The organism is Empedobacter sp. UBA6305, assembly GCF_002440405.1.
Taxonomy (GTDB): Bacteria; Bacteroidota; Bacteroidia; order Flavobacteriales; family Weeksellaceae; genus Empedobacter; species Empedobacter falsenii_B.
This window is the reverse complement of record NZ_DJTP01000017.1, coordinates 33,107-46,819: the sequence shown is the minus strand read 5'-3', so window position 1 is coordinate 46,819 and position 13,713 is coordinate 33,107. Positions and strand designations below refer to the sequence as shown.

General features: G+C 31.6%; 14 protein-coding genes and 1 riboswitch. Of the genes, 8 read left to right on the top strand and 6 right to left on the bottom strand.

Annotated features, from left to right (window positions below):
• Positions 1-29: 29 nt before the first annotated feature.
• Both B3M86_RS04600 and B3M86_RS04595 read right to left on the bottom strand, forming a co-directional pair.
• Complete coding sequence (locus B3M86_RS04600) at positions 30-854, bottom strand: alpha/beta hydrolase (RefSeq protein ID WP_291075964.1); 825 nt, start codon at positions 852-854, stop codon at positions 30-32.
• Between the two features lie 111 nt (positions 855-965).
• A complete protein-coding gene (locus B3M86_RS04595; RefSeq protein WP_291075966.1) occupies positions 966-1,538 on the bottom strand; it encodes a nitroreductase family protein in 573 nt (190 codons plus the stop codon).
• 72 nt (positions 1,539-1,610) lie between these two features.
• Between B3M86_RS04595 and B3M86_RS04590 the strand changes: the two genes are divergently transcribed.
• The 5 genes from B3M86_RS04590 to B3M86_RS04570 all read left to right on the top strand — a co-directional run bounded on the left by B3M86_RS04590 (position 1,611) and on the right by B3M86_RS04570 (position 7,889).
• Positions 1,611-2,372, top strand: coding sequence for a hypothetical protein (locus tag B3M86_RS04590; protein ID WP_291047797.1), 762 nt, complete (start codon positions 1,611-1,613; stop codon positions 2,370-2,372).
• A gap of 15 nt (positions 2,373-2,387) precedes the next feature.
• The gene (locus B3M86_RS04585; RefSeq protein ID WP_219033805.1) at positions 2,388-3,347 is read left to right on the top strand and encodes an aminodeoxychorismate synthase component I; all 960 of its coding nucleotides are present in this window, start codon (positions 2,388-2,390) and stop codon (positions 3,345-3,347) included.
• On the top strand, positions 3,331-3,930 hold the full coding sequence (locus tag B3M86_RS04580; RefSeq protein ID WP_114998715.1) for an aminotransferase class IV: 600 nt from the start codon (positions 3,331-3,333) through the stop codon (positions 3,928-3,930). The genes B3M86_RS04585 and B3M86_RS04580 overlap by 17 nt, the downstream gene beginning before the upstream one ends.
• A 58-nt stretch (positions 3,931-3,988) precedes the next feature.
• A riboswitch (SAM riboswitch) is annotated at positions 3,989-4,092 on the top strand.
• A 53-nt stretch (positions 4,093-4,145) separates the two neighbouring features.
• Positions 4,146-6,533, top strand: coding sequence for a TonB-dependent receptor plug domain-containing protein (locus tag B3M86_RS04575; RefSeq protein ID WP_221855632.1), 2,388 nt, complete (start codon positions 4,146-4,148; stop codon positions 6,531-6,533).
• A gap of 69 nt (positions 6,534-6,602) precedes the next feature.
• On the top strand, positions 6,603-7,889 hold the full coding sequence (locus tag B3M86_RS04570) for an APC family permease (RefSeq protein ID WP_280049357.1): 1,287 nt from the start codon (positions 6,603-6,605) through the stop codon (positions 7,887-7,889).
• 54 nt (positions 7,890-7,943) lie between these two features.
• Here the strand turns inward: B3M86_RS04570 and B3M86_RS04565 are convergent, their stop codons facing one another.
• From B3M86_RS04565 to B3M86_RS04555, 3 genes are all read right to left on the bottom strand, one after another.
• Positions 7,944-9,950 carry a flavohemoglobin expression-modulating QEGLA motif protein gene (locus B3M86_RS04565; protein ID WP_291075970.1) on the bottom strand — a complete coding sequence of 669 codons (2,007 nt, stop codon included), beginning with the start codon at positions 9,948-9,950 and terminating at the stop codon, positions 7,944-7,946.
• A complete protein-coding gene (gene gshB / locus B3M86_RS04560; RefSeq protein WP_291075971.1) occupies positions 9,947-10,927 on the bottom strand; it encodes a glutathione synthase in 981 nt (326 codons plus the stop codon). The genes B3M86_RS04565 and gshB overlap by 4 nt, the downstream gene beginning before the upstream one ends.
• A 188-nt stretch (positions 10,928-11,115) precedes the next feature.
• Complete coding sequence (locus tag B3M86_RS04555) at positions 11,116-11,634, bottom strand: TlpA family protein disulfide reductase (RefSeq protein WP_114998723.1); 519 nt, start codon at positions 11,632-11,634, stop codon at positions 11,116-11,118.
• Positions 11,635-11,746: 112 nt separating this feature from the next.
• Between B3M86_RS04555 and pth the strand changes: the two genes are divergently transcribed.
• From pth to B3M86_RS04540, 3 genes are read left to right on the top strand one after another with little or no spacing between them, the layout of a single operon-like run.
• Positions 11,747-12,313, top strand: a complete 567-nt coding sequence (pth, locus tag B3M86_RS04550) for an aminoacyl-tRNA hydrolase (RefSeq protein WP_038336392.1) — start codon at positions 11,747-11,749, stop codon at positions 12,311-12,313.
• Positions 12,303-12,716 (top strand): rhodanese-like domain-containing protein, encoded by a 414-nt coding sequence (locus B3M86_RS04545; protein WP_291075972.1) that lies wholly within the window; start codon positions 12,303-12,305, stop codon positions 12,714-12,716. The genes pth and B3M86_RS04545 overlap by 11 nt, the downstream gene beginning before the upstream one ends.
• Complete coding sequence (locus B3M86_RS04540) at positions 12,716-12,946, top strand: DUF3820 family protein (protein WP_038336390.1); 231 nt, start codon at positions 12,716-12,718, stop codon at positions 12,944-12,946. Before B3M86_RS04545 ends, B3M86_RS04540 begins: the two co-directional genes overlap by 1 nt.
• Here B3M86_RS04540 and B3M86_RS04535 read toward each other — a convergent pair.
• The gene (locus B3M86_RS04535; RefSeq protein ID WP_286495147.1) at positions 12,943-13,383 is read right to left on the bottom strand and encodes a GNAT family N-acetyltransferase; all 441 of its coding nucleotides are present in this window, start codon (positions 13,381-13,383) and stop codon (positions 12,943-12,945) included. The genes B3M86_RS04540 and B3M86_RS04535 overlap by 4 nt on opposite strands.
• Between the last annotated feature and the right edge of the window lie 330 nt (positions 13,384-13,713).

The window sequence follows — 13,713 nt, the reverse complement described above, 5'->3', positions numbered from 1 at the left end:
CATTTTTTCAGGACGTTACAAGATAAATTTTATTTACCAATACTCCAAATCAATGCTTTTTCTTTAGTTGCTCTGTAAATTGTAGCATGTTCTTCTTTAGGTTCTGGAGAATAATTCCATTGTAGATTTGGAAGTTTTTCTTGCGTCAAAATATTCTTCAAATCATCTGTATAAGGTAAAATATCACTTGCTCCAGATCCTGCAAACCATAACTTTTTTGGAGTTGAAGGAAATTTAGCTAAATCATTTTTTGAATTCAATAACATTTTATGATCGTTCCACCAAAGTGAAGGATCAATAGCGATATAATAATCAAACATTTCGGGTTGTTTCAGAAAAGTTTCCATAATAAATAATCCAGCCAACGATTCGCCAATAATTCCTTTTTGGGATTGAGTGCGATACTTTTTCGTGATTTCAGGAAATAATTCATCCTTGATAAAACTTCTAAATTCATTCGAACCTCCCACAACATCGGCTATTTTTTGATCTTCTTCGTTTTCGGTTGGCGGACTCAAATCTTTGCGACGTTGTATATTTTCTATACCAACTAAAATAACTGGTTTTATTTTTTTCGAAATAATCAAACTGTCCAATGTGTTTGCAATATGTGGAAAATCCTCTTTTGTTCCGCCATCAGGCATATACAAAACGGATAATGAATCCTGAGAAGTCGAATATTCTTTTGGAACCCAAACATTAATAATTCGTTTTTCATTTAGAATTTTAGAATTAATTGTGAATGTTTCATGTTTTGGAATTGGATCGTCGTAAACAACGGGATTAGAGTTTTTGCAAGATGTCAAAAAACTAATAGACATTACAATTAATAAGTAGTTAAAAATCGATTTCATATTAAAGTGTTTTATCAAATATACAAAAATCATAAAGAGTTGATTTTCTATTTAATAAAAAAGACCACTAAAAAATTAGTAGTCTTTCTCAAATTATTTTCTAAAGAGTTTTTAATACTCTAAAAATCTCACTTTATCTTCGATTGGTTGACGAACAGCTTCTGGAGAATCTCCTTCAATTTTTCCCATATAGAAAACTCCAACACATTTTTCGCCTTCTTCCATAGTTGTAAATTCATCAACATTGGCGATAATATTTGCTGGAGAAGACCAATATGCACCAATATTTAAAGCGCTTGCCATTAACCACATATTTTGAACTGCCATAGAAGTAGCAGCTAATTCTTCCCATTCAGGATTTTTTTCTGTGTTGATAAAATTGATTAATACAATTTTATTCGACTTATCACATTTCTCAATTAATGCATTTATTTTTCTGTCGCTTAATTGATCTGTTGGCGTTCCTTGCACATAAACACGCTTTACGTATTCGCGGAAACGGTCTTTTGCAGGCCCTTCTAAAACGACAAAACGCCAAGGTTCTGTTTTTTTATGAGATGGCGCCCAATTTGCTGCATCAAAAATTTGATTCAATTCTTCGCGCGTAATTTCTTCTTGATTGTATTGCGGAGGAAATATAGAGCGTCTATTTTTTATGATTGATAATAAATCGTTTGCATTCATGTTGTACCAATTATTAATTTTATTCTACTAATCAAGCAAATTTACATTAATTTCAATTAAACCAACGTTAAGATGAAAACATTAGACTACAACAAAATTGAATATTACAAAAACAATAAATTCCAATTTGATATCGGGAAATATTTCAATCAATCATTAGAACTTTTTCAAAATAATTGGCAGCCATTTGTTATTTATGCTCTTGTTGCAGCTATTATTTATATGTTTACTTCCTTCACTATAATCGGATTGCTTTTTGTGATGTATCCACTTATAATGGGATTTATGATTGGTGCAGAACGTGCCGAAAACAAAATGTCGTTAGAGCTAGGTGACTTTTTTGGAGGTTTCAAAAATATAGGAAGCTATTTCCTTTTAACACTTATCGTAATGGGAGTCGCAATAGTTGTAATGTTACCATACATTATTTTTTCTTTTTTACCACTTATGTTTAATGATCCCGAAAATGTAAACCCAGCATTAATGATTGGTTCATCGCTTTTTGGTATGTTATACATCTTAGTGGCGACAGTATTTTTATTGTTCTTACAAGCGTGTATTTATCTGGCTCCGTATCTTATTCATTATGGAAATATGAGCGCTATTGACGCAATGAAAACTTCTTATGCAATCGTAAAAAAGAATTTTTGGTGGATGGTTCTAATAGCTATTGTTGTTAGTCTGGTTGCTTCAATAGGAGCTATTGCTTGTTATGTAGGTGCGTTAGCAACTTATCCAATTGGCTATATGATGGTTTATTTTATGTTAAAAGATATGATTTTGACAGATGATGAAAAAACAGAAATTGATCTACTTGGTACAAACCAAGAATAATATTAATTTTATCGAATGTTAGCAAAGCATTCGATTTTTACGAAAATGAATGAATTGGGAGCTGCAAAAGTTCCCTTTTTTTTTATGATCGATTTTTTGAAAGAAAATGGAGAAGTAATTCCGTTGAAGGAATTACCTGATGAGATAAAATTTGAAGTAGATTCAACAAAAAAAGAATTTTTTCAGAAAGATTTTAAATTCAATAAATTCCCGATTTCTTTTGACGAATATTTGCCAAAATTCAATTATGTTCACGATAATCTTTTGTTTGGAAATTCATATTTAACGAATTTAACGCTTCCAACAAAAATTGAAACAGATTTGACTTTAGATGAAGTTTTTCAGTTTTCTGAAGCAAAATATAAATTGAAATATAAAAACGAATTTGTTTGTTTTTCTCCCGAACGTTTTGTGAAAATTGAAGATCAAAAAATCTTTTCAAATCCAATGAAAGGAACCATTGATGCCTCGATTCTAAATGCGAAGCAACTTATTTTGAATGATGAAAAAGAAGCTGCCGAACATGCAACAATTGTCGATTTAATCAGAAATGATTTGAGTCTTGTTTCCGAAAATGTTGAGGTGATAAATTATCGCTACATGGATGAGGTGAAGACAAATGATGCAACACTTTTGCAAGTAAGTTCTGAGATAAAAGGCGATTTGAATGATGATTATAGTCAAAATTTAGGAACGATTTTCGATCAACTTTTACCTGCTGGTTCTATTTGCGGTGCGCCCAAAAAGAAAACCGTTGAAATTATTTTAGAAGCCGAGAAGTATCATCGAAATTTTTATACAGGAGTTTTTGGTGTTTTTGATGGCGAAAATCTTGATAGTGCTGTGATGATTCGTTTCATCGAAAATAATCAAGGTGAATTATTTTTCAAGAGTGGAGGAGGAATAACAGCAAAAAGTAAGGCAAAAGCAGAGTACGAAGAATTAATACAAAAAGTGTATGTTCCAATTTATTGAATCGATTTGTTGTGTAAACAAACAACTTCGAAATTTAGAATTTCATCAAGCGAGATTTGATCGAACAAGAAATGATAATTTTACTGAAATCAATCCGATTTTATTGGACGAAATTATTAAGTTTCCGACAGATTTAACGGACGAAAAATATAAAGTTAGAATTGTTTATGATCGTGAAATTCAATCGGTAGAATTTCAATCGTATCAAATCAAACCCATTGAAAGTATTCAACTTTTTGAGATCGAAAATAAAATTGATTATTCCTACAAATATTTAGATCGTTGGTTTTTTGATGAATATTTAAAAGAGTCAAAAACAGATGATTTGGTCTTGGTAAAATCAAATTATATTACAGATTGTATTTATTCGAATATTGTTTTTTTTGACGGTTCTCAATGGATCACGCCACGAACTTTTCTGTTGAAAGGGACAATGCGAGAAGCTTTGTTACAATCAGGCGAAATCATTCAGAAAAATATAAAAGTTTCAGATTTAGTTAATTTTAAATCATTCAAACGAATCAATGCGATGATGAATTTAGACGAAAGCCAAGAATTGGATATTTCGTTGTTAATTCAATAACTCTATGAAATTGATAGAGTATTGTTTGCGTTTTCATTTTTTAACATTACCTTTGCATAACTTATCAAGAAAGGTGGAGGGATTGGCCCTGTGAAACCTTAGCAACCAGATGACTTATAATCTAAGGTGCTAAATCCAACCTATTAGAGGGAAAGATGAGTAAAAGTATTTCACTTTTATTTGTTGGTTTCTTGAAAGTTTTATGATAATTAAAAATGAAAAGAAACAAATTTTTACTTGCTTCATTCGCATTTATTTGCGCATCTACACTTTTTGCTCAAGAAGTTGAAAAGGAGGAAACAAATCTTAACGAAGTTATTTTAATCGGTGGTCGTACATCAGAAAGAACGGTGGTTAATTCGTCAGTTCCTGTCGATATTATCGATGTTGAGAAATTGAAAACGTCTTCTCCTCAATTGAGTGTGAATGATATTTTGAATGTGGTTATTCCTTCTTTTAATTCTGTTCGTCAATCATCTGCCGATGGAACGGAGCATATCGATCCTGTGACATTGCGTGGAATGGGACCAGATCAGGTTTTGGTTTTGATTAATGGAAAACGACGTCACACAACTTCGTTGGTGAATTACCAAAATACAGTTGGAAATGGTTCTGTAGGAACAGATTTAGGCGCAATTCCGATTTCAGCAATTGATAAAATTGAAGTTTTACGTGATGGTGCGGCTGCGCAATATGGTTCTGATGCAATTGCGGGAGTTGTAAATATTGTTTTGAAATCTAAACCAGGTGGTGACGCGTCTTTGACGTATGGTCAGACTTCTCGAAATGATGGAGAAACGTACAATTTTAACGGAAGTTATGGAACGAAACTAGGACAATCGGGTTCGATTGTTTTTTCGGCTGTTGTAAGTGAACGTAAAAAAACAAATCGCTCGAAAGATCATAATTTAGATATTTTTGGAGATAATTTCGCGTACGATTTTGCAGATGATCCAGATGTAGCAAGAGCTGTGGATGACGCTAAAATTGCTGCTTTAGGGCTTTCGAGAAAAGATTTTAGATTTCAAATTGGAGATGCGGCAATCAAGAATCAACAATTTTTTGTAAATGCTGAAACGGCGATTAATGATCGATTAGATTTTTATTCATTTGGAGGAGTTTCGTTGCGCCAAGGTAATGGATTTGGTTTTAGAAGATTGCCAAGTGAATTGTCTGAAGATGCGTTAAAAATTTATCCAAATGGTTTTCAAGCAACGTTAAAATCTAATGTAAATGATTATTCAAATTCTACAGGATTACGTTATTCATATGATGGATGGAAAGTTGACTTGAGCAATACTTTTGGATTAAATTCATTCAAGTATGATTTAGAAAATTCAATTAATCAATCATTAGGCTTAAATTCTCCAACCGATTTTTACGCTGGGAAACATCAATTTTTACAAAATACAGTCAATTTAGATTTTTCGAAACGAATCAATCAAAATGTTAGTTTAGCGTTTGGAGGAGAATATCGTTTTGAACAATATAAAATTGAAGCTGGAGATGAAGCGTCTTATTCAGGTTCTGGATCTGAATCTTTTGTAGGGTTTTCTCCATTGAATGTTGTAAAAGGTGATCGTCACTCAGTTGCGGCTTATGTAGATGGAGAATTGAAATTTGGAGATTTTACGGCTGATTTAGCTGGACGATTTGAAAATTACTCAGATTTTGGAAGTACAATCAACGGAAAATTAGCGATGCGATATGAATACGCAAAAGGATATTCGGTTCGTGGAGCGATTTCGACAGGATTTAGAGCACCTTCTTTACAACAAAAATATTTCAGTAATTCGTATACCGATTTATTCTTGAATGATAATGGTGATCAAGTTTTGGTAACAAAAGGAATTATTCGAAATGAGTCTGAATTGTCGAAAGAAATTGGTTTGGATAAATTAAAAGAAGAAAAATCAATCAATGCAAGTTTAGGTTTAACATTTCGTCCGACTTCAAAATTATTTATCACATTGGATGGATATTTTATAAAAGTTGATGACCGAATTGTCTTAACTTCTGATATCACAGATCCTGCTTTAGAAAAATATAATGTAGCGACAGCGCGTATTTTTACGAATGCAATTGATACAGAAACCAAAGGTTTGGATTTAGTAATTTCCTATGATACTCGTTTAGGTCGAGGAAAATTGAATGCAAGTTTATCAGGAAATATCAACGAAACAAAAATTGTCGGTTATCATTTTCCAACAGCTTTAACAATTCCAACGGAAGAATTTTTTGGTCCTGATCAAGTCAATATTATCGAATCATTAAGTCCAAAAACAAAAGCAACTTTAGGATTGAATTATGCAATTTCTGGATTCAATTTTATGGTGCGTAACACGTATTTCGGAAAAGTGACAAAAGATGGATATCCTTGGGGAAGTATCCAAGAACATACGGGAAAAGCGGTGACGGATGCTTCGATTGGTTATGATATTACAAAGAATTTCAACTTTACAATTGGTGCAAATAATTTGTTTGATGTTTTCCCAGACAAGCAAGTTTATGAGAATTCTTATTATGGAATTTTTCCGTATGCGCCAGTTCAAATGGGGATGACAGGAGCGTATTATTTTGCACGTGCAAGTTTTAAATTTTAATCAATAATAAAATATTCAAAGTGTCAATTTTAATGTAAATTCAAACATTCAATTGGCACTTTTTTGTGTATGGCACATTCAAAAATTGGTTGGAAAACCGCAGCAGCTTTAGTGATTTCGAATATGATCGGAACAGGTGTTTTTACCAGTTTGGGTTATCAAATTTCTGATTTAAAAAATACAACTTCTATCTTATTATTGTGGTCAATAGGAGGATTGTTAGCGTTGATTGGCGCATTTATTTATTCGGAATTAGCTTCAAAATTTAAACAATCAGGAGGAGATTATATTTATTTATCTCGGACATTTCATCCCGTTTTTGGTTATTTATCAAGTTGGATTTCTTTATTCGTTGGTTTCTCAGCGCCAATTTCTTTAGCGGCTTTGGCAATGGGAAAATACTTGAATGTTTTCGGGTTTGATTTAGGAAAAGAATTTGCAATAGCCATGATTTTGATTGTTGCCGTTTTTCAATCATTCAGTCTAAATTTGAGTAGTAACTTTCAGAATATTTTTACTATTCTAAAAGTTGTATTTATTGTTGTTTTAATTGCTTTAGGTTTTTATTTTGCTCCAGCAGTTGAGCCAAATGCGGTAGTTTTTGATTCGACTTGGAAAAATGAATTGTTACTTCCTGCATTTGCGACGTCTTTGGTTTATGTTACTTTTGCTTATACAGGTTGGAATTCGGCTTCATACATCGTAGAAGAAATTGAGCAACCAAAACAAAACTTACCAAAAGCACTATTTATAGGCGTTATTTTTGTCACGATTTCTTATGTTTTGCTAAATTATGTTTTCTTGAAACATGCATCAGCAGCAACTTTGGCTGGACAAGAAAATGTTGCAAATATTTCGTTCGGTAATCTGCTTGGAAATAATGTAAAATGGGTGAGTTGCTTTATTGCTTTACAATTGATTGCGACGATTAGCGGTTATTTGTGGATTGGTTCTCGTTTGACGCAAGCCACAGCGCGCGAAAATAAATTGTGGAATTTTATGGCGAAAGAGAACAAAAATAGAATTCCAGTTCGTGCAATTTGGGTGCATACAGCAATTAGTATTTTGCTAATTTTTTCAGGAGATTTTGAAGTGATTTTTACCTATACATCGTTTGTTTTACAAATATTAGCAACATTAGCAGTTTGTACAGCTTTCTTTATCAAACAAGATCAATTAACTATTATCAAAAGTAAATTCTTTTATGTCTTACCTGCTATATTTTTAGCATTTAGTTTATATATCTGTTATTTCGTTTTGATGCAAAAACCAAAAGAAAGTTTATTTGGTTTAGGTATTATTGCATTAGGAATTGTATTATTCTATTTTGATAAAAGAATTGAGAAAAAAGATTAAATATTAGTTCATAATAACACAAAACCCACTCAAATTTGAGTGGGTTTTTATTTTTTAATCTTTTATTCCGTTAAAAATATATTGTAAAATCGGGTTGATTTCTGGATTTTCAAGATGTTTTTTGAAAATTTTGGTATGATATTTCGGTTTATTAATCATTTTACGCTCAACTAATTCGTCAATTGTATCAATGTATTCAACTGAAGTTTTTCCAATCAATAAATTATCCAAAGAACGCCCTTGATCGACATAATTCAAAATCGTTTTCAAACCTTTCAAGTAAAGTGCATCTTTTGTAAAACCACCACCACGATAAACGCGAGTTGTCAGATAAAATGCGTCTTCTGGTTGCATTTTGTATTCTTCCATCAAAACCATAAACGTTTCATTGAACGATTTTCCGCTTGTTAACATATGAACTGCCATAACGCGTAAACCAAGTTCTCTTAATCGGCTATGATTAATAGAATCAGAATAATATTCACTTAAAATTGCTAAACCTTCTTGAGTTAATGTATTTACAGGTAAACCAATACTAAAGATTTTTAATGGTTGATCCAACGCATTCATGGTTGTCACCATGTGAACTCCAATTTCGTGCTCAATTAAACCATTTGTAAAACGTTTGTCAAACTTAACGCCACGTTTAATCACAACTTTTCTCTTGCTATTGATTACAAGTGCTTTTGATGCGATATCATCCGAAACTTCGATGTCAAATTTGAAACCATAATCATTTGTAGCATTTCTAAAAAGATTAACCACTTCTTCCTCTGTATAATTTCCTTGTTTATCCATTCTAAATTCAGGACAATAAAGGATAAAGTTCGCATTTTCGATATCTTTTTTGGATGGTTCGCCAAAGTAACGCAACGAATTGTATAAGAATTTATCCGTACCAAGATTGGCTAATAAATCGACCTTATCAAAATAAGCGTTAATCGTATTAACATACATATTTTGAATACTAATATCATTGATTTTTTCGACTTTAATATTCGATAATTTTCGTTTAAATTCGAATGGATCAATGTTAAGCGGATTGTATTTAAATTGTGGTTCGTATGTATATTTTGAAGCTAAAAATTTCTTCTTTTCAAATTCTAAATTGATCGGATTGATAACACTTAACAATTCAAAATTCTGAACCAATTGATACAATTGTTTATCAATTTTAACCAAGTCAGATTCTAATTCATTGTGCAAAATATTTACTTGCTTAGAACCTACTTTGTACGTCGTTTCTGTTTTTACAAACTCATAAGCATGGTTAAGAATTGCCGATTTGAAACCTTCTTTTATTTGGTTAATAATCTCCGGAAAAGATTCTCCAGTTAATTCATCACAATAAATTTTCGAAACTTCTGTCGCTAAAACCAACGTATTTTTGAATCGATTTGTAACAAATTCTAACAAATATCCTCGTCCATAAAATACATCGTTAATCGCCGAATAATTGTGAATATTTTCTAACTCAATATTTGCCAATTCATCGCGCCAACTTTCTACATAATTTCCGTAACGTTCGTTATCAACTCGTTCCGCACCAATGTTGAACACAGGAACCGGACGATCCCAGCGTTTCCAATTGTACGAATGAATATCATAAACCAAGCATGACTTAAATTTAGTTTCAAGCTTGTTGATTAAAGCTTCTAAAACTTCATAAAAAGCGTGATGTTTTGCAATACTTTTTTGTTTTTGAGAAACCGACAAAGGTTCTTTCCAAACCTGTTTTCCCCAAGCTTCTTCGTACACAGCAGTTTCTGGACCACGGTTCAAATCGTATTCAAATCGAGAATCGCAACCTTGAATTAAGATTGGAAAAGTCTCAACAAACTCAGCAGTATGTGGATCTTCTTCATACCAACGCTCATAATTACTCAATAAACATTTTTCGCGAATATCGTCACGCATTTGTCCACCATCGTGAATAGCTGCACAAACGTAAGGAATGTATTCGTCAATTTTTATTTTGAATGATTCGTCTTCTGCATAAGCTTCAAATACAATTTCGTTCTCAATATTATCTAAAATTTGCTGTATACTTATGGATTTCATGCTTTAAATTCTTTATATTTCTCCAATAACATCGATATGATTTGTTTCTGAATTTCGTTGTTATTGTTTACATTATTGTGAGGAACAATTCCTCCAGGACTTACTACATTTAGCTCAACCATTTTTCCGTTAATCAAATCGATACCACAAAAATAAATTCCATCTTCATTTAATTGTTTTCCTATTTTACGGCATAAATCTAACTCATGTTCACTCATTTCGTGTCTAATCGCAGAACCACCAGCCGAAATATTAGAACGGTGGTCACCTTCTGCAGGAACACGCATAATTGCACCAATCGGTTCACCATTAATCACAATAGCGCGAACATCACCTTTTTCTGCACCTTCTATATAATTTTGACAAATAATAGGCTGAGAATATCCGGTATGATTGATATAAAAATCGCAAATCGAGCTTAAGTTACCAATATTTTTTCGTTCGAAAAGTATAACACCTTTACCACCCATTCCGTCTAAAGGTTTGATGATAAATTTCTCGAAATTATTTTCTTCTACAAACGATTTTATCAAATCAATATCTTTTGTAATAAGTGTTTGAGGAACAATTGTTTCTAGACCATCATCAAAAGATGCGGCGTATATTTTATTATTTGCTTTACGTAATCCCGAAATTTTATTCACGAAGAAAACTTTATCTTCGATTAATTCTAACATATTCAACAAAAGCGGATCAATTGGTGGATCGGCTCTCATAAAAATTATATCAAATTCGGTCAAATCTTTTATACTACTTTCAAATTTCATGGTGTGATAAAACTCAACACAATCATTTGTTTCTGTAGTTATCATCTTTTTGCAGTTTCCTACAACTTTGCCTTTGGCAATAGAGATATCTTTTTTTGTTAAATAGGATACTTCAAATCCACGATCTACGCATTCTTTAATAATTCGCATAGTGGTGTCTTTTCCTGGTTCAACCTTGTCCCAAGGATACATTACGAAGCATATTTTCATATAAATAAAAAGGGTATTAAAATCAATGCAATAATAACTAAAAGTTTGATACAAAAAATGATCTATAAAAAATTATAGAATATTTATTTTTATTCTATGAAAGATATTGATTTCTAATGATTAATAAAAGAAAATGGTGATTGATTTTTTAATTTCAATCACCATTTGGTTGGTAAACTATAAACTATTTATTTCTTATTTCTTAAACGATCAATTGTTTCTTGAACTTTAGGATCATCAGCTTTTACGCTGTAATAATCTGCAATTTTTCCATTTTGATCAAGAACCAAATATCTTGGTATCCAATTTAAATCAATCCCTGTGCCAAAATTGCCTTTCCAGTTGTTTCCTAAGTAAAAGTGTTGACCTTCAATTTGATATTTTTTAATACCATTTTTCCAAGCTTCCTCATTCTTGTCCATTGAAAGGTAAACAAAGGTTACGTCAGGATTTTTTTCGTGCAAAGATTTCAAAGCAGGCATGTTTTTGATACAATCTCCACACCAAGTTGCCCATAAATCCAACAAGACAATTTTTCCTTTATAGTTTGAAAAAACTTTTTCTATGGTTGCCGAATTTCCTTCTAAATCAACTACGCTATCTTGCAAAGCTGTTGCGGGAAATTCAGTTTTCATCACTGACGGAATTTTTTGCGAAAATGCATTAATTCCAACAAATAATATTAAAACGCTAATTATTTTTCTCATGATAATTTTTTATCGATTTCATGTATTTACAAAATCTATACCAATTCAGTAGACTTTAAAGCAAAGGTAAATATTTATTTCTAATCATTGCAAAAAGATGTAATTTTGTTTCATGCAAAAATATCTGATTATTGGGCTTGGTAATATTGGTGCTCAATACGAAAATACTCGTCATAATATTGGTTTCAAGGTTGTTGAAGAAGTTGCTAAAAAAGTTGATGCTAAATTTTCACCATCAAATTTTGGTGAAGTAGCACAGTTTAAATATAAAGCGCGTCCAGTTACGTTGTTAAAACCAAATACATACATGAATTTGAGTGGAGATGCGGTTCGTTTTTGGATGAAAAAAGAAAATATTTCGTTAGAAAATATTTTTGTCATTACAGATGATTTGAACTTGCCTTTCGGAACAATTCGTATGCGTGGAAAAGGTAGCGATGGTGGACACAATGGTTTGAAGGATATTCAAAATAAAGTTGGCGGACAAAATTATGCGCGATTACGCTTTGGTGTAGGAAACGAATTTTCGGAAGGTAAACAAGTGGATTATGTGTTAGGCGATTGGTCGGCAGAAGAAAATGAAAAAATGAATGAACGATTGAATTTGGCTGCTGATGCAGTTTTGTCGTTTATTTTTCAAGGATTAGGTAATACAATGAATCAATATAATGGTAAATAAAATTTTAGGAGTTGCAATGATTGCAGGAACACTTTTTTTAGGTTCTTGTGCAAGCAATTCGTCAAGTTCAGAAGGAAAAGAAGCGAAAATAGAAGAAATAATTTCGACATTAGATAATGTAAATGAAATTAATTTCAAGAGTAAAAAGAATGTTTTGTTAGACGTTCGTACACCTGAAGAGTTTGCTGAAGGTCATGTTCCTGGAGCGGTAAATATAGATGTGAAAAATCCAAATTTCGAAGAAGAAATTCAGAAATTAGATACAAAAAAGAATTATTTCATTTATTGCAAATCTGGTGTTAGAGCAAAATTAGCAACAGAAAAAATGCAAGAAAAAGGTTTCAAAAATGCGAAGAATTTCAAAGATGGAATGTCAACGTACAAAGGAACTGTAACAAAATAATGGAAGGATTTCGTCCCGAAATATTAAAAGAAATTGTCACAACTAAAATGCCTTTCGGTAAATACGAAGGGCGATTGTTGTGCGATTTACCTGTTTCTTATTTGGAATGGTTTGTTGGTAAAGGTGGTTTTCCGAAAGGGAAATTAGGAATTCTTTTATCCACTGTTTATGAAATAAAATTAAATGGATTAGAAGATATTATCTACGAATTGAAACGTCAATTTGGTTAAACTTCCCATTCATAAAAATTTGCATCATCACGCAATTGAAATCCAGCACTTGGATATAATGAATTTCCAATATCATTCGTAACACTTGTTTCTAACAACATTGCACAAGCATCTGTTTTGCGACACAGATTTTTTGCTTCTTCTATCAATTCTCTTGAAAAACCTTGTCCGCGAAATTCTGGTGAAACAAATAAATCATTCAAAATCCAGAAACGTTTCATTCGAGTAGATGAAAATGAAGGAAATAATTGTACGAAACCAACTGCTTTTTCGTCTTTATTATAGGCTAAAAAGATAACCGATTCGTCATTTACAATTCTTGCTTCTAGAAATTTTTCCGCTGCTTTTACATCAGATTCCTTATCATAAAATTGACGATACGCATCAAATAAATGAACTAATTCTTCTAAATTATTTATAGTAGCTTGTTTTGTCATGGTGTTGAATTAAATTATTGTTGGAGTCAAAAATTATTGCATTTATTTTGAAGACTTTTTTATTTCCAAAATCAAAAATATAGAAGTAAGATCCCATCTCAGCACTAATAAAAGAATCTTGTAAAGATTGCAAATATTCAATATTCCCATTTAAATAATTTTCTAATATGAAGTCAAATTCTTTGAAATTTGTTAATTCAATATTAGAAGTTTCAAATTTTTTTCGATTATATTTTTCTGTTTTAATGTATGTTTTTTCTTTTGTTGAATAATTATAGGTAAGACTTTTAAATCCATTTACCTTTTTTTTAACTACATTATTATAAAATG